The sequence below is a fragment of the Halobacillus kuroshimensis DSM 18393 genome (assembly GCF_000425705.1).
Classification (GTDB): Bacteria; Bacillota; Bacilli; order Bacillales; family Halobacillaceae; genus Halobacillus; species Halobacillus kuroshimensis.
The window spans coordinates 465,968-482,602 of record NZ_AUDY01000008.1 but is presented as its reverse complement, the minus strand read 5'-3'; the positions used below and the strand labels follow the sequence as shown (position 1 = coordinate 482,602).

21 protein-coding genes are annotated in these 16,635 nt (G+C 46.7%); 8 read left to right on the top strand and 13 right to left on the bottom strand.

The window, feature by feature from the left end; translation table 11 throughout:
• Window positions 1-166 precede the first annotated feature (166 nt).
• Window positions 167-370, top strand: coding sequence for a hypothetical protein (locus tag H615_RS0104340; RefSeq protein ID WP_027953989.1), 204 nt, complete (start codon window positions 167-169; stop codon window positions 368-370).
• Window positions 371-445: 75 nt separating this feature from the next.
• Complete coding sequence (locus H615_RS21965) at window positions 446-568, top strand: YjcZ family sporulation protein (protein ID WP_084162986.1); 123 nt, start codon at window positions 446-448, stop codon at window positions 566-568.
• Window positions 569-903: 335 nt separating this feature from the next.
• Here the strand turns inward: H615_RS21965 and H615_RS0104330 are convergent, their stop codons facing one another.
• From H615_RS0104330 to H615_RS0104295, 8 genes are all read right to left on the bottom strand, one after another.
• Window positions 904-2,262, bottom strand: a complete 1,359-nt coding sequence (locus tag H615_RS0104330; protein WP_027953988.1) for a TrkH family potassium uptake protein — start codon at window positions 2,260-2,262, stop codon at window positions 904-906.
• A 164-nt stretch (window positions 2,263-2,426) separates the two neighbouring features.
• Window positions 2,427-2,852: a YwpF-like family protein gene (locus tag H615_RS0104325; RefSeq protein ID WP_027953987.1), complete on the bottom strand. Its 426-nt coding sequence runs from the start codon at window positions 2,850-2,852 to the stop codon at window positions 2,427-2,429.
• Window positions 2,853-2,934: 82 nt separating this feature from the next.
• Window positions 2,935-3,948: a GTP 3',8-cyclase MoaA gene (gene moaA / locus H615_RS0104320; RefSeq protein WP_027953986.1), complete on the bottom strand. Its 1,014-nt coding sequence runs from the start codon at window positions 3,946-3,948 to the stop codon at window positions 2,935-2,937.
• A gap of 12 nt (window positions 3,949-3,960) precedes the next feature.
• Window positions 3,961-5,229: a molybdopterin molybdotransferase MoeA gene (locus tag H615_RS0104315; protein WP_027953985.1), complete on the bottom strand. Its 1,269-nt coding sequence runs from the start codon at window positions 5,227-5,229 to the stop codon at window positions 3,961-3,963.
• A 537-nt stretch (window positions 5,230-5,766) separates the two neighbouring features.
• Window positions 5,767-5,895: a hypothetical protein gene (locus H615_RS22790; protein ID WP_277988073.1), complete on the bottom strand. Its 129-nt coding sequence runs from the start codon at window positions 5,893-5,895 to the stop codon at window positions 5,767-5,769.
• Window positions 5,896-6,012: 117 nt separating this feature from the next.
• A complete protein-coding gene (locus H615_RS22785; RefSeq protein WP_277988072.1) occupies window positions 6,013-6,144 on the bottom strand; it encodes a hypothetical protein in 132 nt (43 codons plus the stop codon).
• Window positions 6,145-6,257: 113 nt separating this feature from the next.
• Window positions 6,258-6,398, bottom strand: a complete 141-nt coding sequence (locus tag H615_RS22275; protein ID WP_156896440.1) for a hypothetical protein — start codon at window positions 6,396-6,398, stop codon at window positions 6,258-6,260.
• Window positions 6,399-6,769: 371 nt separating this feature from the next.
• Window positions 6,770-7,306 (bottom strand): HD domain-containing protein, encoded by a 537-nt coding sequence (locus H615_RS0104295; RefSeq protein ID WP_027953984.1) that lies wholly within the window; start codon window positions 7,304-7,306, stop codon window positions 6,770-6,772.
• Between the two features lie 154 nt (window positions 7,307-7,460).
• Between H615_RS0104295 and H615_RS0104290 the strand changes: the two genes are divergently transcribed.
• Entirely contained in the window at window positions 7,461-8,201 is a 741-nt protein-coding gene (locus tag H615_RS0104290) for an SDR family NAD(P)-dependent oxidoreductase (protein WP_027953983.1), read from the top strand.
• A 70-nt stretch (window positions 8,202-8,271) separates the two neighbouring features.
• A complete protein-coding gene (locus H615_RS0104285) occupies window positions 8,272-8,604 on the top strand; it encodes a hypothetical protein (RefSeq protein ID WP_027953982.1) in 333 nt (110 codons plus the stop codon).
• A 676-nt stretch (window positions 8,605-9,280) separates the two neighbouring features.
• Here the strand turns inward: H615_RS0104285 and H615_RS20880 are convergent.
• Window positions 9,281-10,666 (bottom strand): MFS transporter, encoded by a 1,386-nt coding sequence (locus tag H615_RS20880; protein ID WP_035531260.1) that lies wholly within the window; start codon window positions 10,664-10,666, stop codon window positions 9,281-9,283.
• 155 nt (window positions 10,667-10,821) lie between these two features.
• Here H615_RS20880 and H615_RS0104265 point away from each other — a divergent pair, with 155 nt between their 5' ends.
• Complete coding sequence (locus tag H615_RS0104265; protein ID WP_027953980.1) at window positions 10,822-11,388, top strand: FAD-dependent oxidoreductase; 567 nt, start codon at window positions 10,822-10,824, stop codon at window positions 11,386-11,388.
• Window positions 11,389-11,432: 44 nt separating this feature from the next.
• Here the strand turns inward: H615_RS0104265 and H615_RS0104260 are convergent, their stop codons facing one another.
• Window positions 11,433-12,953 carry a glycine betaine uptake BCCT transporter gene (locus H615_RS0104260; RefSeq protein ID WP_027953979.1) on the bottom strand — a complete coding sequence of 507 codons (1,521 nt, stop codon included), beginning with the start codon at window positions 12,951-12,953 and terminating at the stop codon, window positions 11,433-11,435.
• A 152-nt stretch (window positions 12,954-13,105) separates the two neighbouring features.
• On the opposite strand from H615_RS0104260, the gene H615_RS0104255 reads away from it, so the two are divergent.
• A complete protein-coding gene (locus H615_RS0104255) occupies window positions 13,106-13,486 on the top strand; it encodes an SET domain-containing protein (RefSeq protein ID WP_027953978.1) in 381 nt (126 codons plus the stop codon).
• Window positions 13,487-13,714: 228 nt separating this feature from the next.
• Here the strand turns inward: H615_RS0104255 and corA are convergent, their stop codons facing one another.
• A complete protein-coding gene (gene corA, locus H615_RS0104250; RefSeq protein ID WP_027953977.1) occupies window positions 13,715-14,665 on the bottom strand; it encodes a magnesium/cobalt transporter CorA in 951 nt (316 codons plus the stop codon).
• 127 nt (window positions 14,666-14,792) lie between these two features.
• Here corA and H615_RS0104245 point away from each other — a divergent pair, with 127 nt between their 5' ends.
• Together H615_RS0104245 and H615_RS0104240 are read left to right on the top strand one after the other, a co-directional pair.
• Window positions 14,793-15,359, top strand: coding sequence for a GNAT family N-acetyltransferase (locus H615_RS0104245; RefSeq protein ID WP_027953976.1), 567 nt, complete (start codon window positions 14,793-14,795; stop codon window positions 15,357-15,359).
• Window positions 15,356-15,889, top strand: a complete 534-nt coding sequence (locus H615_RS0104240; protein WP_156896439.1) for a hypothetical protein — start codon at window positions 15,356-15,358, stop codon at window positions 15,887-15,889. The genes H615_RS0104245 and H615_RS0104240 overlap by 4 nt, the downstream gene beginning before the upstream one ends.
• Window positions 15,890-16,011: 122 nt before the next feature.
• Here H615_RS0104240 and H615_RS0104235 read toward each other — a convergent pair whose 3' ends face one another.
• Both H615_RS0104235 and H615_RS0104230 read right to left on the bottom strand, forming a co-directional pair.
• Window positions 16,012-16,317 carry a hypothetical protein gene (locus tag H615_RS0104235; RefSeq protein WP_027953974.1) on the bottom strand — a complete coding sequence of 102 codons (306 nt, stop codon included), beginning with the start codon at window positions 16,315-16,317 and terminating at the stop codon, window positions 16,012-16,014.
• A 115-nt stretch (window positions 16,318-16,432) separates the two neighbouring features.
• Window positions 16,433-16,633, bottom strand: a complete 201-nt coding sequence (locus H615_RS0104230) for a hypothetical protein (protein WP_027953973.1) — start codon at window positions 16,631-16,633, stop codon at window positions 16,433-16,435.
• Window positions 16,634-16,635 lie beyond the last annotated feature (2 nt).

Sequence of the window (16,635 nt, the reverse complement as noted above, 5' to 3'; positions counted from 1 at the left end):
TTTTTCCTATACACATGATGTACCCTTCTTCGTTGTTCTATAACCTACATAAGAGCATTCACCTTAATAATTTTCGACACATGTGTCAAAAAACCTTCTCCTCAACCGATTTAAACTGGATAAAATCATGAGTTATGGGAAAAATACAGCCGAAGGAGGACTGTCTATGTATGCAAACCAAAGAATTTCGGGACCTTATTACCCTTCTCATTCGACTCAGCATCCGCCCCATAACCAGTATAACAATGAACAGATAAACCACTGGTGCGAAGAACTCGACCAATGCAGCCATCAGCAGACGCAGCAGGCTGATGCCCTTCATCAAAGGAGCAGCATTACGAAGTTATCTCCACCGACATTTATGAACTGACCTTTCTGGGTGAATGACCATACACAAGAGCCTTCCTCTGCATAGGCTACGAATGTAACAACAGGAGGTGAGCTTATGTACGGAGGCTATCCTTACGGAGGAAGACAATGCCACAGACCTTGCTACCGCAACAACTTTGCTTTAATCGTCGTATTGTTCATCCTGCTTATTATTGTAGGTGCAGCGTTTTACTGCTGATGGGTTGGTCATAAACTGCCGGAGTGAGATCAGGCGGGCTGGCCGGTCTGAAAAGAAAGTTCGGGAACAGGAGGGTACGTCATCTCCCTGTCCCCTTTCTCCAGACTCATCCTATACCTTATTAAAAAAGAACACAGCCCACGCGCTGTGTTCTTTGTCATTTTCTGCAGCATCAAAACCGTGTTCGTTGGGAACAGCTTCCTGCTGCATGATCGGTGCCGTGGACGATTTCCACGGTTTCCATAAAGAACAGGAGTAGAGCTTGAATCCGGCTTTGAACCTGTTCTTCCACCGGGCACGATGAATTTGAATGCCCCAGCCATACTCATATTTTTTTATCCAATGATGATTCTTTCTCTCGGATAATGGTAATTTCCCCTGGCATCATTTTTCTGGAACGTAAATAAGAATGTCAACAGACCTATTCTTCCTAAGAACATGAGGAGCATTAACACACACTTTCCAAATGTTGTCATTCCAGGGGTGATCCCTAGGGACAACCCGACTGTTCCGAATGCCGATGTTACTTCAAACACAAGTTCATTCAGAGTAAATGGTTCTGTAATCGTTAGTGTAATCACAGCGCTCAGACAGACAAATAAAGCAACAATCAAAACGACTACAGCTTTATTCAAGTCTGCTGGATGAACCTCACGACGGAAAATACGGATGTTATTTCCTCCGCGGGCAAACGTGAGCACAAAAATGACTACGAGTGCAAAGGTCGTCGTTCGAATCCCGCCTCCGACACTGCTTGGAGACGCACCTATAAACATCAGCGAGGACATGAACAACTGGGTCTGCTCTGTAAACTGGTTGATATCCAGCGTGGATAAGCCACCGCTCCGTGTGGTGACGGATTGAAAGAGCGCATAAAAGAATATTTCATGCCATGTCTTACCAGCAAAGAAATGATTGAATTCAAGCAGGACAATCATGATTGTTCCGAACACAACCAGGACAAAAAATGTCAGGGTTGTAAGCTTGGCAAACAAGGAAAAACGAATCGTTTTCTCCTCCTGGTTTTGGAGGAGGTACTGCTTTACTTCAATTAAGACAGGAAAGCCGATCGCCCCTGCTATAATTAAAATCATATTAATGAACTGGACAAAGTAGTCGTCCTTGAAGAGAACGAGTGACTGCCCTGTAATGTCAAAACCACCGTTGGTCATGGCACTGATCGTCCCGAAAAATCCTTGAAGATAAGCTTCCCCGGGATCGAAATACTGGAGGTAGTACGTCCCCAGCACTAAAAATCCAATCAATTCGATTAAAAGCACAACGAGGACAATTTCCTTCACAAGCCGTACCATTCCCTGGAAGGACGTCTGATTCTGATCGGTCATGATCAAACGCCGTTCCTTCAGGCCGATCTTCTTCCCGAGAACAAGCCAGATCAGTGTTCCAAGCGTCATGACTCCGATCCCGCCAAGCTGCAGGACGATTGCGAGGATGAAAATGCCCGGTGTACTGAATGTCTCGGCTGTAGGAACTGTCGTCAACCCTGTTACGCTGACAGCACTGACAGCTGTAAATAATATATCAATAAAATCCAACTTCACGCCGTCCTGGTGAGCTACAGGCAGAGCGATTAAGATGGAAGATATGGTCACAGCGAGCAGGTAATACACTGCAATCAACTGAAATGGTGTTAAATCGTTAAGCCATCGCAGGCCTTTTCTTCTCACCCACATACTAAAACTCCTTTTGATGCTGCTTTTCTGTTCGATGATGACCATCATTCATAGTATAGCAGGATAATCGACATAATACTTCGTTGATTTATGAATTTACAAAAGCTGATAAAAGGAGCACATAGAAGGCGTCTGGGGGATCCCAGACGCCTCTGTCCGTTCAATTAAGCTTTCGATTCGCTGCCTTTCTGCTTGAACTGCTCCAACAGATCATCCCCTTGATACCCTTCATCAAGCAGCTGTTTGAGCACTTTTTCAACCTGTTCCTGTTGACGGTCCATCATCGTTCCCATGAAAATGACATTCATTGAACCACCAATTTCATTAAAATCAATCGGTTTGACCATAAACGTAGCGGGACGGTTCGTCTGTTTCGTAATCTTCGCCTGGATAATAATCTCATCCCCGTTCCGGTACATATCCTCAAAAAAGGAACGGTAGCTGCTATCCATATAGGCTTCAATCACCCAGCGCCCGTGATCATCTTCACGGTTGATAATTAAACCATCCTGCAGCTTGATTCTCCGCTGCGTAATGTCTTCGTTCTTCTCTTCGACAATGTCCAATGAAATCAATTTAAAGGTTTTCATCCGAATGACCTCCGGGATTCATCATTATAACTCATTATAGAGGAAAAACAGGGGGGGAGAAAAGCCTGAATTTTACTTTTTTCTATCCGCCGATGTAGGACATTTCAATTTTCCGCTCTTTCATCGGTTTTCCCCGGGCCCTGTCGGCCGAGTATTGATCGGCACGTCCTTCCCATACAGCCATCAAATAATCGGTCAGGTCCTCGTCACTCCAATCCTCCCGCAGCCGTCCACGCAGATCGTATCCTGAATCCGCAAACAGGCAGGTGTACAACTGCCCGTCTGCTGACAAACGGGCTCTCGTGCAGCTGGAGCAGAATGCTTCAGTAACCGATGAAATGATGCCGATTTCTCCTGCTCCATCCTCATATTGATAACGGGAGGCCACTTCTCCGTAATAATTAGCTTCTGCCGGAATTAACGGCATCTCCTCATGAATAGCATCCACGATTGCTTTTTTTGATACGACGGCATCCATATTCCATCCATTATGGTTTCCGACTTCCATGAATTCAATGAATCGAAGGTTGTCCCCTGTCTTTTTAAAGTAGCGGGCCATCGGAAGAATCTGATCTTCATTCATTCCTTTTTTTACGACCATGTTTATTTTAATTCCCAGTCCAGCCTTTCTCGCAGCTTCAATTCCACGCAGGACCGGATCCGTATGAACCCCTCTGCCGTTGGTTTTCTTGAACACTTCATCTTCAATGGCGTCAAGACTGATATTTACCCGGTCAAGTCCTGACGCCTTCAATTTTTCTGCCTGTTTCACAAGCATAACCGCATTCGTCGTCAAGGCGATATCTTTGATTCCGTCAATTTCCCGGATACGGCGGATGAGTACATCCAAATCCTTTCTGAGCAGAGGTTCCCCTCCGGTCAGGCGGATCTTTTCGACACCGAATTGGGCAAAGATGTGTACAAGACGTATGATCTCATCAAAGCTAAGCCGCTCTTTTTCCGGCATAAATAGATAATCCGGTCCAAAAATCTCGGCAGGCATACAATAGCTGCAGCGGAAATTGCATTTATCAATAACAGATATCCGCAGATCTTTAATCGGCCTTCCTAGTCGGTCTATGATACGGGAATCGATAGGATCACCCCTTTAAAATTGTGTTTGACCCGTCTGGTCTTCCAAAAGGACGGCTTCCACCATGTCCCCTTTGCTGTACCCCCTTGTACCGCCTCTTAAGACGATGAACACATCGGTATGGGCCAGTGAGGTCACAACGGCTGATTTATCCATGCCGGCGGGATAAACGACGACCTTTCCCTCTTCGTAGTGCAGTTTCCCACGGACGAACCTCATAAATGGATTGGCTTTCTTGAAATCCTGACCAAGAACTGCCTGCACCCGGGTGTGATAAGGACGTGTGTTCCCCATAAAATGCTGAAGGATCGGATGGGCAAATAATTCATACCCGACATAGCAGGCTGAAGGATTTCCACTCAGTCCATACAGCACTTTTCCGTGATGCTCAGCGACAGTTGTGACACTCCCTGGTCTCATCGCCACCTTATTGAATAGAACTTCCGCACCCAGTTTTTCGTATATGTCCGGCATCAGATCATAATCCCCGACAGAGACGCCCCCCGTTGTAATCAATACATCGTAATCTCCAAGAGCGCTGGATACCGCTTCATAGCACGAGTCAAAATCATCATCCAGTTTTCCTAAGTATGTACAAGCTGCTCCGGACCTCTCCAGCTGGGCCTGAATCATAGATGCATTGGAATTGCGGATTTTCCCAGGTTCCATAGGTTCATCCACTTCAAGGAGTTCTGTACCTGTGGCAAAAACACCTACCAAGGGTTTCTTATATACGCTGATTTCAGAATAGCCGAACGTCGCCAGCAGGGCTCGCACACCCGGGTTAATTTTAGATCCTTCCGGTACGAGCACTTCTCCCTGCTCTGTTTCGGAACCCTTCTGGATCACATTCTGCCATGCATCCATCCTCCTCTTGAGCGTCATAACCGGGTGCCCTGTTTGATCCTCCCCAGTGGTGCAGATTTCGAACATAGCTACGCAGTCCGCCCCCTGTGGGATTTCAGCACCTGTCATAATTCTGACGGCCTCCCCCGGCCGCAGTTCCCTTGAAGCCCGGTGTCCTGCAGCCACCGTTTCAATAACCCGGAACGTTCCCGGATTTTCACGGGACAGGTCTTTTGTATCCGCTGAGCACAAGGCAAATCCGTCGTAAGGGGATTTATGAAAAGGAGGTACGGCATGAGTGGCAGATACATCTTCTGCCAGCACTCGTCCACCACTTTCATGAAGGTGTTTCCTTTCTACTCCGCCCTTCCGTTTGTACTGCATTACTCTTTCCACTGCTTCAGGGACGGGAAGAGGTGTTCTATGTAAATGTGCCATATGTTTTCTTTCCTTTCTGTCACCCAGTAAAATGGATACTCTCCTTAGAACATAAAGCATTTTTCCAACTTTTTCAAAGATTGTCGAATGTAATCATTTTTTCCCTTTACAGACGACTCTGAAACATAAAGACAGCTCATGTTCTTCTCATGGACGTTACGTAAAGAATCGAATATGGAAGCGTTTTGGAGTGACGGGCCTGCTGCGGATGTATCCACCGATAAGCCCCCCGGACAGGATACGGTGAAAGGTGTTCCATAAAGGATTACCCGTCACCTATAAAAATTCAAAGAGATCATCAATAACGTGTACGATGAGGCACGCCTGTCCAGCCTTGACTGAAACAAAAAATCATCGCCTATACAGATTCTAATTTTTAGGATATCAAATGAACAAGGTGAAAAATAAAAGAAATCAGAAAAAAACAAGGCTGTCGAGACTTTCTCGACAGCCTTGTTTTTATTGTTTATCCATAAGAAAAAGGAAGTCGGGAAATTTCCCGACTTCCTCCGGACAGCTTTTGCTGTCATTTTTCAGTTAGATGGGGTCATAGACATTGACTACGTGGTTCACGGCTGTTTCACCCTGGTCTTTACCACGTCCTCGTTTACGTTCTGCCTGTTTCTTTTTGCCTGTTTCAGCAAGTTTCTTATTCCCTGAAGCCATCTCGACTCCCTCCCATCGTCCTTATTCTTCACCGCACTACACTTCAATATGATGTTAAAATCAGGATTCACTGCCAGGCACACTATAGAAAAAACCCCTGCTGTGCAGGGGTTTATATTATATGTGGTATTTGGATTTCACATCATTGATCTTCTTCCCAATCGTGCGGGCACGTTGGATGGAATGATCAACGTTTTTACGACTGGTCCGTTCAATAACAATCGTAAACATCAGCATATTTAATCTCATCGTTCTACCTCCTCTTTGTAATGAGGCTAATCCGTATCCTTCTCCGCATTGAACCAGCTCATGAAGACCATCTTGAATGTTTGTGTCATTGTTTATTCTCCTCCTTCTTGTTTTTACACGTAGCGGTTAAAAGCGGATGATTTACGGTCGAGCCATTCGTCTTTGACTGTGGGGTGGTACCCGGGAAGCGGCTGCAGCCGCTGCTGTGTCTTTTTGGTTACATGAATCGTAAACAGAAAAAAATGAATCGTCATAGTTTTCAACTCCTTCATAAATATAGTGTAATTTTATATCAAAAGAGTAAAATTACTCTTTGACAGCATAAGAAAAAGCCGCAGGAGGGCTGCGGCTTTTCAACATTCAAATCCATTAAAAAAGCCACAGGAATACAATATGCACCTCCTGCGGCTATCATGATTCATTGTAGGTAAAATAGTCGTTGGTCTCAGATATGATTCCGAGCGCAGGTCGATGGTATGAAATTATTCAGGTAAACCGTCATTGTGTTTTTCATGATTTCCGACCTCGCTTTCTGAGAATTTTTTCTTACAATGGAAAGTATATAGGACCTTTTTCCAATTGTAAACCTTTTTTTGCGTAAATCATTTGACTTTTCTGAAATGCTTTATACAGATTCAGGATCCCTCTCATCGAAAAAGGCTTCGATTTTCTGGTCCAGTTCGTGCAGGCGTTTCAATGCTTCACTTTTATCCATTTCCTTATAATGATGCAGCCCCATCGGCTGTTCATCTTTTTCATCGGCCTTTGCGACCACCTGCTGGAGCGAGGTTCTTTTTTCATCCAGTCCAAACGGAAGGTAGCTGTCCGTATGCAGAAGAACAGCGACGGATACTTCCTTCGCGGTAAGCCGGTCTTCTCCAAGCCGGATCAGCAGTTTATGAGCTCTCTCTGCACCTTTTATGGCATGGATGTCATGGCGGCGGTATTCATCATAATCCCATTTCCCATCCCTGTACCATTCATAGTGCCCCATATCATGAAGCAGGGCTGATTTCGCTGCAAGATCTGGATCTACCCCTTTTTCAACTGCCATATCAAACGCATAACCTGCCACGGTGACCGCGTGATGGATGCCTGAGCGTTGAAGATACTTTTGTGTTATTCTGTGCTTAAATACATCTACAAGGGTAACACGAGTCATACGATCACCTCCGTCAATTTCCAGTCTCTCCCTGATGGGGTGGGCTATACGGGAGAGAACGTGCATTCTTTTGTTAAAAAAAAGCTTATCATGAGGCTTGCTTTTGAACAAGGCTGAAAAGCTATTCCAATCTAGAGAAAAAGGTGGACAACCCATGAGCGAACGGAATGAAACCGTCCTGATCACAGGTGCGGCAGATGGTATTGGTTTTGGAACAGCAAGATTTTATGCAGAAAAAGGCTTTCAGGTCATCGGGGTGGATAAGGACCGGGAAAAAGGAAAAGAAGCACTCGAAAATCTCCCGGGCGGAAGAGGCGCTTTTTACTATTGTGATGTCAGTGACCCGGATAGTACAGCGGAGCTTTTTCAACAGTTGAATGAAGACAGCCGTTCCTTTTCGATCCTTATCAATAATGCTGGGGAAAGCACTTTCACATCCATGTTCGAGTTGTCTGTGGACGATTGGGACCGGATACTGAATACCAACCTCCGCAGCGTATTTCTCTTTTCCAAGCTCGCTGCAGCTCTTTGGAAAAAGAATGGGACGAAAGGAAGAATCGTAAATATGGCTTCCACGAGAGCTTTGATGAGTGAACCGGACTCAGAAGCCTATGCAGCCAGCAAAGGCGGCATTACAGCACTGACTCATGCCATGGCCTCTTCCCTGTCACCGTGGTCCATCCGGGTCAACTGCATCAGCCCTGGCTGGATCCACACCGGCCGGGAGGAGCTGACAGAAGCGGACCACCTCCAGCATTTATCCAATCGCGTTGGCCGGACGATGGATGTGGCGAAAGCCTGCTTTTACCTGACCGATCCGGAGAACGATTTTGTGAATGGGGAAAACCTTGTGGTAGATGGTGGAATGACACGGAAAATGATATATGAAGAGTAAACGCGTCGATGTTTAGTATAAACAGCACCAGGGTAACGTTATATCAACAAACTAAACGGAGGTGACGACAGTGAATGAGCTGTCTTCTTACCAGATTCAGTTGAACCGTCCCTTGAAAACGAATGAAATCATGAAGGTGCACCACACCGTCAAACAGCATGGATGCGACTTATACATTCATCAGAATCAATTGATTGCAGATGCCGGACACCTTCCTAAAATGCTGTCCTTTTTCCTTTTCATGAATATAGATGACCCGTTCGTGCTGATCATCGACGGCCGCTGTGTGGAAGATGTGTACGACGAAATCACCACATTTCTTGACGACACCATCGTAAACAGTGTCTGCCGCAGGAAATACAGTTCTTCCATGGTCACAGACGAAACATCCATCCCTGTGTAAACAGGCATACTTACCGAATTATGCAATCATCACTTTTTTTATCATACAAACTGAAAAAGAACCCGCTCCTTATAAGGAGGCGGGTTCTTTGGCTGTAGAAAAAGTCTGTGGTAACCAGTTAGAGTTTTCCATTTGTCGTGTGAAGGGTCACTTTCCGCTTATCGGTGGATGAATGCCGCGGGCACGCCCTCAGCTAACTTGGTCAGGAAGGTCGCCTGCCCAAGTGGATCTTCGGCCCGTGCTGTTCCCGCAGGCATCCCCACCGAACGCTCCTCGTGCCGACGTTAGAATATAGAGGAGAGAGATTGTGCCTTACGCAGGTTCGCAGATTCAAAAGAGCAGCATGGGCGGCGTTATGGACGCTTGCGTGGAAAGAAAAAGGGAAAGAACAGACGCTGATGACGGCTGCCAGCCGGAATATGAAAAAGATTGTCCTCCGTCCAGCAAGGGTGAGCTGGGTGAAGGAGAGTCTTTTTCGATGTTAAAGAACTCCCAAGGAGCGGTGCCCCTTCCACTCCTGCGGAAGAACGAGTGGTCCGAGATCGCCGAGCATGGGTTTTGCGAGGAAGCTCGGGCGCTCGTCCGCGGAAAGGGAGGGGGCTTTCGCTCCTGGCGGCAAGAAAGAAAAAAGCTTATAAAGAAACAGAGGTTTCTCTATAAGCTGAGAACCCGCTCCTTATAAGGAGGCGGGTTCTTCTTGTGCTGCCGGCTTTCTCGTTTTGTTGTAATTCAACCTGAATTGAATCAACCCAACGGCAATGATGACAGCAAATACTAAGAAGACGTTACTGTAAATAGCTGTGTTCCCGTTAAATCCAAGCACGTTTATAGGCTGGAAAGGGTCATACAGATCCAACGCTTTACCGATGACCGCTCCACTTAAAGCTCCTGAGACAAAGTTCAAGAGATTAAATACACCCATCCCGACACCTGTTTCATTTTTATGAAGCAGGTTGGCAAGAATATCGGCGGAGGAAGCCTGAACGAGCGGGAAGCTCATGTATGAAATAATAATAGCGGCACTCAACACATACGGATGGGCACCGACAAGTGTAGACAGAACGGTAAAGCCTGTAATCAACAGCGTTAAGGCAAGATAAAGGACAAAGGTATTCCCTTTGGAATCGACAAGGTTTCCGCCCTTCTGCCCCATCAGGGCCGCACTGACCGCACCAGGGAAAAGAATCAGACCGATCGTCATCGTATCCATCTGGTAGGCATCCCTGAACATGATCGGAAGCATAAACATCATACCGAACAAGCAGACAACACCTAAAAAGCTCGTAACGATTGTCGCTGTGTATTTGACATCCTTAAACAGATGAGGCGGGATAAACGGTTCATCAATCGCCTTCATTCTCCAGAGGTTCAAGGCAAAAAACAGGGCGGACACAGCAAAAAGCCATGTCACTCCGAGCGTAATCGCCAGAAGAAGGGTAGAGATGAAACCTCCGATCAAACCAGCACCCACGTAATCGATATATCCCTTCTTCGCTTCTTCCTGAGGCAGATTCTTCCTCAAGAAAGGCAGGGTTATGATAATCAGCGCTGATGTCAGGAACAAATAGCGCCAATCAAGGAAGCCAGCGATAAATCCTCCGGCAATCGGACCGATCCCCGATGCAAAAGCCATGACCGAAGATACAATCCCGAGTACTTTTCCGCGTTCATTCGGAAAATATCGGATGGGAGCCAGAAAGACAAGCGCCGGAATCATCGCACCTCCAAGAGCTTGAATGACACGGGCCATGAGAACCATGGCATAGTTTTGGGAAAAGAAACCGAACAGAGACCCTACGGCAAAAACCGTAAGTCCGAACGTAATCAGCGTCCTGTACGGATAATAGTCAGCAAGTTTGCCGTAAGTAAGAGCCCCTACAGCGTAAACCATAATATATCCAGTCATTACCCAGCTGACTTCTGACGGCATCAGCTGGTACGTTTTAGCGATATCCGGAACGGCAATGTTGAACATTGTCCCGTTCATCACAGACATCATCATGACCGCACAAAGAGAGATCAGTAATCCCCTCGGATTGCGGACCGTTTGTTCTTCACTCATGATCTCTCCTCCTTTTATTTCGCATTCCGAAATGAATCATACGTGACATCTATGGATAAAGCAACGGGGTTGCTCATAAAATATGAAATTTATTTTTTCCAATCATTCCGATATAATTGAATTGTCTACCAATTTCTTGTAAAGGAGTGACAGGCATGTACGATATTGCGATCATTGGTGCCGGTCCGGCCGGGGCCGGAGCTGGTCTATTTACAGCGAAAGCAGGTAAAAAAACGCTCGTCCTCGACCACGGAAAGAGCATAACCGCAAAAGCCTGGGTCGAGAATCATTATGGGGTGGACGCAATAGAGGGTCCGGCCCTTCTTGAAACAGGGCATCAGCAGCTGAAAAAATTCGGAGCGGAGTTGAAATCTGAAGAAGTCACTGATCTCTTCTTTAAGGATGGCGCTTATTATGAAATCACAACCTCGGAAGGCAGCTATCAGGCGGAACACATCCTTTTTGCTACAGGAATGTCCGTGAAGGCGGCTGAACAGCTTGGCATAAAAACAACGGATGGCACCGAACCACGGGTGGCTAAAATTATAGAAACAGACCAGCACGGGCGTACGTCCCTCCCGAAAGCATGGGCAGCGGGGACAGTTGCTGGAAAAAGTGTACACACCATCATTACGGCCGGCCACGGTGCAGAAACAGCTGTAAATATCATCAGCGAATTGAACGGAAAACGGTATGTCGATCACGATATTCTAAAGAACTGAACAAAGACGGAACCCCACAGCCCTTTACCGGCCGTGGGGTTCTTTTATTTATCTTTATGCGGCGGGTTGAACCGGCCGACGCCCAGTTCCCGTCCCTCCTTATAAATCGCCTTGATAAAGCTGATAACCATCAGCAGCATAATTATGGAAAACGGCAGAGCCGCAATGATCATCGTGTTCTGCAGAGCCTGCAGGCCTCCCGTGTATAGAAGAGCAACCGCTGTTGCGGAAAGAAGCACGCCCCACGTCAGCTTGATGGAAGTTCCCGGTGTCTCCGATCCCCCTGTCGTCATCATCCCGAGTACAAATGTCCCGGAGTCCGCAGAGGTAATGAAAAAGGTTGCCACAAGCGTCATGGCTGTAATGGAAGCAATCCAGCTGAGCGGGAGATTTTCAAATACTCCGAACAAGGACTCCTCAGCTGCCAGTTCAGATATCATACGAAGACCGCTGTGCTCCATATCAATGGCTGTTCCTCCGAATGTAGAAAACCAAAGAAACCCAATGATGGATGGAACAATCAAGACCGTAAAAACAAATTCCCGGATGGTCCGGCCTCGGGAAACCCTTGCGATGAATACACCGACGAACGGACTCCAGGCGATCCACCAGGCCCAGTAGAACAATGTCCACGCGTCAATCCAGTCTCTCGTCTCGGCATTTAAAGGAGCAATCCGGAAGCTCATCATCGGCAGATTCTGCACATACGTACCAATCGAGTTCGTAAATAAATTCAAAATAAACATCGTCGGTCCAAGGATGAAGACGAGCAGGAACAACAGACTCGCCAGTCCCATATTGGCATTACTGAGAATTTTAATTCCTTTTCCAAGTCCTGACCAGGCGGAAATCATGAACAAGACCGTCACGACAGCAATAATGATGAATTGGACAAGAATGCCGGATGGAAGATCAAACAAATACGAAAGACCGCCGTTTATCTGAACGGCACCAAACCCAAGGGTGGTTGCAACCCCGATTACAGTAGCGATGACAGCCAGAATATCGATGACCTGACCGAAAGCCCCCTTCGCTGCTTTCTCGCCGATCAGCGGCTTTAGGGTCGCACTGATCAGCCCCGGCTGTTCATGACGGAAATTAAAATAAGCGAGGACAAGAGCAACGATGCCGTAAATCGCCCACGCATGGATGCCCCAGTGAAAGTACGTAAAGCGCATAGCATCCTTGATAGCCTGCTCGGTTCCCGTCTCTCCTGTCGGCGAACTGACGGCATAATGACTGATCGGCTCAGCAGTCCCCCAGAATACAAGCCCGATTCCCATCCCTGCACTGAACAGCATCGCAATCCAGGTCGGACGGGAAAATTCCGGCTTATCGTCCCTCTTTCCGAGCTTGATCCTCCCCAGAGGTGTTACTAAGAAAGATAGACAGACGAGAAGAAACAAGGTGACAACAATTAAGTAATACCACCCGAGGGTGTCGGCAATGAGTGTTTTTATGGATGAGGTCGTCTGCTCAAGCGCGTCCGGCCATATGACTCCGAACACGACCAGCACAAGCATAATAGCAGCGGATACTTTGAACACCATGTTGTATTTTTTCAGCAACGGGAATGCTCCTCCCTTGATTTGATGAGTCACGCATAGTATCCAACCGCTTGATTTTCTTATTCTTTCAAAAGGGAAAGTTGTATTTTTCCCTTGGACCTGTCAGACTAAGGAAGAAGACCGCTCAACAGAAAGTGCAGGTGAACGAAATGATCGAAGTACGGACTTCCACACTGGAAGACGACGAACTGGGACGCGGAATGTTTGCCGTCCGTAACATTCAAAAGGACGAATTGATCCACAGGGCACCGGTTATCCCCTACCCGAATGAAGAACACGAGCATATTGAAAAAACGATGCTCGCCGATTATGCCTTTGAATACGGAGAAAACCATACCGCTTTCGTCCTTGGATACGGAATGATGTTCAATCATTCTTATAAACCGAACGCGAATTATGTTATTAATTTTGATACGCATACGTTTGACTTTTATGCTCATACAGATATCAAAGCGGATGAAGAAATCTTTATTAACTATAACGGTTTCGTCGACGACGACGAACTGCTCTGGTTCGATCAGGAAGATTAAAGACAAAAGCGCCTGGAGATTATCTCCAGGCGCTTTTTTTCGTTTATCGAGGCCGGCGTTCTTCCATATCAATGGAGATTTCCAAAGGGTTCCACATGCTCTCATCTCCTTTGTTTTGTGGTTATCTCCAGTATAGAACGCCCCCATCATTTCCTTAACGGCCGGACGAGTGAACTTTTCTCCTCCTTAAGACGGAAAAAAGACGGAGATTCACCCTCCGCCTTTTTCTTAATCAAACCAGCCTTTATTTTTGAACCAGAAGAACATGCTTGCAGCAACGCCGATCATAATAATCCAGACGATCAGGTAACTGTATTGAAATCCAAGCTCCGGCATATGTTGAAAATTCATGCCATACACACCGACAATGAACGTCAAAGGCATAAAGATGACACTGATGACAGTCAGGATCTGCATCGTCCGGTTCGTCTCATGGGAGTTCAATGACATATAGCTGTCCCGGATATCCTGAGTCATTTCCCTGTTGGACAAAATCATATCGGCCACTTTGATCAGGTGGTCATGGATATCCGCGAAGTATTCCCTCCGCTCAAACACCCCGTCCAAATGATGAGAGTTCAAAATCCGGTACAAAAGATCACGCATCGGGTGAACCGTCTGCCTTAACGTCAACAGCTCCCCCCTCCTGTCAAACAACTGCTCCAACAGTGTTTCCATCGACAGGTTTTTCGTGTTGTCCTCAATATCATTGATATGATCCTCAATTCTGTAAATGATCGGGAAATAGTTGTCGACCACTTTATCCAGAATCTGATGAAAGATATAATATTCATCCACCTGGGTGAAATCGCGCGTGCGTTTTACGATATTATGCGCTTGATCAAGGGGGCCGTTCTTTTCCTTATGAAAGGTGACGATGGAACATTCCCCGAGAAAGATATCCACTTCCTTCCGTTCCAATGTTGTGCTGTCGACTGAATGGATGACGAGAAAGGTGTGGTCATCATAATAATCCAACTTCGGCCGCTGCAATCCATGGAGGCAGTCCTCCACGGCGAGCGGATGAAAATGGAAATCTGTTTCCAAACGCTTCACTTCATCTTCCGTCGGGGCTTCAAAATCCACCCAGTACCAATCCCACTGCTGTTGATGTAGGTCATCCACCGATAACCCTTCCTTCAGGCCGTTTTCTTTTGAATAGGCCATAACATGAATCATCTTCTCACCTGCCCTGCTTATGTACGTTTCCTTATTTTAATTCCACACTTCCATTTTTTCAAACAACTCTCTTCAATTATGGTACGATGGAAAAAAGTGTGATCGGAGGGGGATACGCTTGCCAAAACTGAATAAGGCACTGAAACTGACAAGTCAGCTCGTTACACTTCGAAGTATTGAAGAAGAAGATATACCCATTCTTTACCCTTTAATTTATGGGAAAAACGCGGAATGGAAAAAATGGGATGCTCCTTATTACCCTCTGGAGCCCCACACAATGGACAGCTATAGAAGTCATGAGTACGCCAGAAAGCGCAGGCTCGCCCCCGATGAACCCGATTCCAGATTGATCATTGAAGTGAACGGGGTCATCATCGGCACCGTTTCCTATTACTGGGAGCACAAGCCTTCGCTGTGGCTTGAGGTCGGCATCGGTATATACAACCCTGTCTACTGGAACGGCGGCTATGGATCAGAAGCGCTCAAGCTTTGGATTGGGCATTTATTCGAGAACCTCCCACTGGCCCGGGTAGGTCTTACAACGTGGTCGCGGAATGAACGAATGATGCGTGTCGGGGAGAAGCTGGGGATGAAAATTGAAGGAAGAATGCGGAAAGTCCGTATCTATCAGGGTGACTATTATGACTCTATCCGCATGGGAGTTCTTCGGGAAGAATGGCAGCCCCAAACATGAATCGATGGAAACTGATCAGTGCCGTTCTCCTTTTCACAACACTCCTCTCTTCCTATCTGGCATTTGATTTCAGCCGGGCGGATGAAGTGGATGAATTTTCAGCAGCCGCCGCTGAATCCGTCATTAAAGAACTCCCCTTTATGTTGGAAGATGTAGCGATCAGCTTTGAATCCTACCACAACCAGGACTCCGGAGAGGCTGGATCCCAAACGAGGACATCCCTTTTGACCAAAAGTCTGCAGCGGTTGACGGGAAACCAGCGCCTCTTAAATACGGCCGAACGTTCAGCCCTGCTTGAAAAGGGATGGTTCAACGAGTACAACAACGCCCTGTTCACTCTGAATGGAATCATCACCAACCATTCCTTCGAACAGAAGACAGATGCAGACAACAGAGCATTTGTGTCCTCATTACGAACGCTGAAGGAAGAAATCGAAACGTTGGTGAACGATCCTTCTTTTTCCATACAAAATCCATCGCAGCTCGACAAGTTGACCACAATCATCCAGCAGTTTAATGAAAACTACTAAGTTAGAGGCCGCGCCCGCAACAGGCACCCACCGAAAAGGCTAAGCTGCACGATAAAACAAGTCCTTTTTCTACAAGCTTTTTTCTTTCTTACCGCCAGGAGCGAAAGCCCCTTGGAAGTTCTTTAAAAATGAAAAAGACTCTCCTTCACCCAGCTCATCGTTGCTGGATGGAGGACAATCTTTTTCATATTCCGGCAGGCAGCCGTGATCAGCGCCTGTTCTTTCTCTTTTTCTTTTCCACGTAAGCGGCCATAGTGCAGCCCAAGCCGTTCTTTTGAATCTGCGAACCTGCGTCTCTCCTCTATATTCCAACGTCGGCACGAGGAGCGTTCGGTGGTGATGCCTGCAGGAACAGCACGGGCCGAAGATCCACTTGGGCAGGCGGCCTTCCTGACCAAGTCAGCTGAGGGCGTACCCGCGGCATTCATCCACCGATATGCGGAAAGTGACCCTTCACACGACAAATGGAAAACTCTAACTGGTTACCACAGACTTTTTCTACAGCCAAAAAAGGAAGGCTGTTTACCAGCCTTCCTTTGGTTATCATTCTTTGTGATTCCATTCACGGATGAGCAGATCCAGCTTTTCTTCTATCCTGTCCAGCCTATCCTTCTTTTTCCTCGATGTAATGACAAAAGAAACCACACCAACGACAGCAGCGGCGAGAATCAGAAAAAACAAGCCCTGGACAAGCAGGTCTCCTATAAGAATACTTCCTGCCCCGAGTACCCCTGTTTCACTCATTG

Bases quoted from the DNA above. Each gene is read 5' to 3' on its own strand.
- H615_RS0104340 (WP_027953989.1), top strand. From the start codon at position 167: ATGTATGCAAACCAAAGAATTTCGGGACCTTATTACCCTTCTCATTCG.
- H615_RS21965 (WP_084162986.1), top strand. From the start codon at position 446: ATGTACGGAGGCTATCCTTACGGAGGAAGACAATGCCACAGACCTTGC.
- H615_RS0104330 (WP_027953988.1), bottom strand. From the start codon at position 2,262: ATGTGGGTGAGAAGAAAAGGCCTGCGATGGCTTAACGATTTAACACCA.
- H615_RS0104325 (WP_027953987.1), bottom strand. From the start codon at position 2,852: ATGAAAACCTTTAAATTGATTTCATTGGACATTGTCGAAGAGAAGAAC.
- H615_RS0104315 (WP_027953985.1), bottom strand. From the start codon at position 5,229: ATGGCACATTTACATAGAACACCTCTTCCCGTCCCTGAAGCAGTGGAA.
- H615_RS22790 (WP_277988073.1), bottom strand. From the start codon at position 5,895: ATGGCTTCAGGGAATAAGAAACTTGCTGAAACAGGCAAAAAGAAACAG.
- H615_RS22785 (WP_277988072.1), bottom strand. From the start codon at position 6,144: ATGAGATTAAATATGCTGATGTTTACGATTGTTATTGAACGGACCAGT.
- H615_RS22275 (WP_156896440.1), bottom strand. From the start codon at position 6,398: ATGACGATTCATTTTTTTCTGTTTACGATTCATGTAACCAAAAAGACA.
- H615_RS0104295 (WP_027953984.1), bottom strand. From the start codon at position 7,306: ATGACTCGTGTTACCCTTGTAGATGTATTTAAGCACAGAATAACACAA.
- H615_RS0104290 (WP_027953983.1), top strand. From the start codon at position 7,461: ATGAGCGAACGGAATGAAACCGTCCTGATCACAGGTGCGGCAGATGGT.
- H615_RS20880 (WP_035531260.1), bottom strand. From the start codon at position 10,666: ATGAGTGAAGAACAAACGGTCCGCAATCCGAGGGGATTACTGATCTCT.
- H615_RS0104265 (WP_027953980.1), top strand. From the start codon at position 10,822: ATGTACGATATTGCGATCATTGGTGCCGGTCCGGCCGGGGCCGGAGCT.
- H615_RS0104255 (WP_027953978.1), top strand. From the start codon at position 13,106: ATGATCGAAGTACGGACTTCCACACTGGAAGACGACGAACTGGGACGC.
- corA (WP_027953977.1), bottom strand. From the start codon at position 14,665: ATGATTCATGTTATGGCCTATTCAAAAGAAAACGGCCTGAAGGAAGGG.
- H615_RS0104240 (WP_156896439.1), top strand. From the start codon at position 15,356: ATGAATCGATGGAAACTGATCAGTGCCGTTCTCCTTTTCACAACACTC.
- H615_RS0104235 (WP_027953974.1), bottom strand. From the start codon at position 16,317: ATGAATGCCGCGGGTACGCCCTCAGCTGACTTGGTCAGGAAGGCCGCC.
- H615_RS0104230 (WP_027953973.1), bottom strand. From the start codon at position 16,633: ATGAGTGAAACAGGGGTACTCGGGGCAGGAAGTATTCTTATAGGAGAC.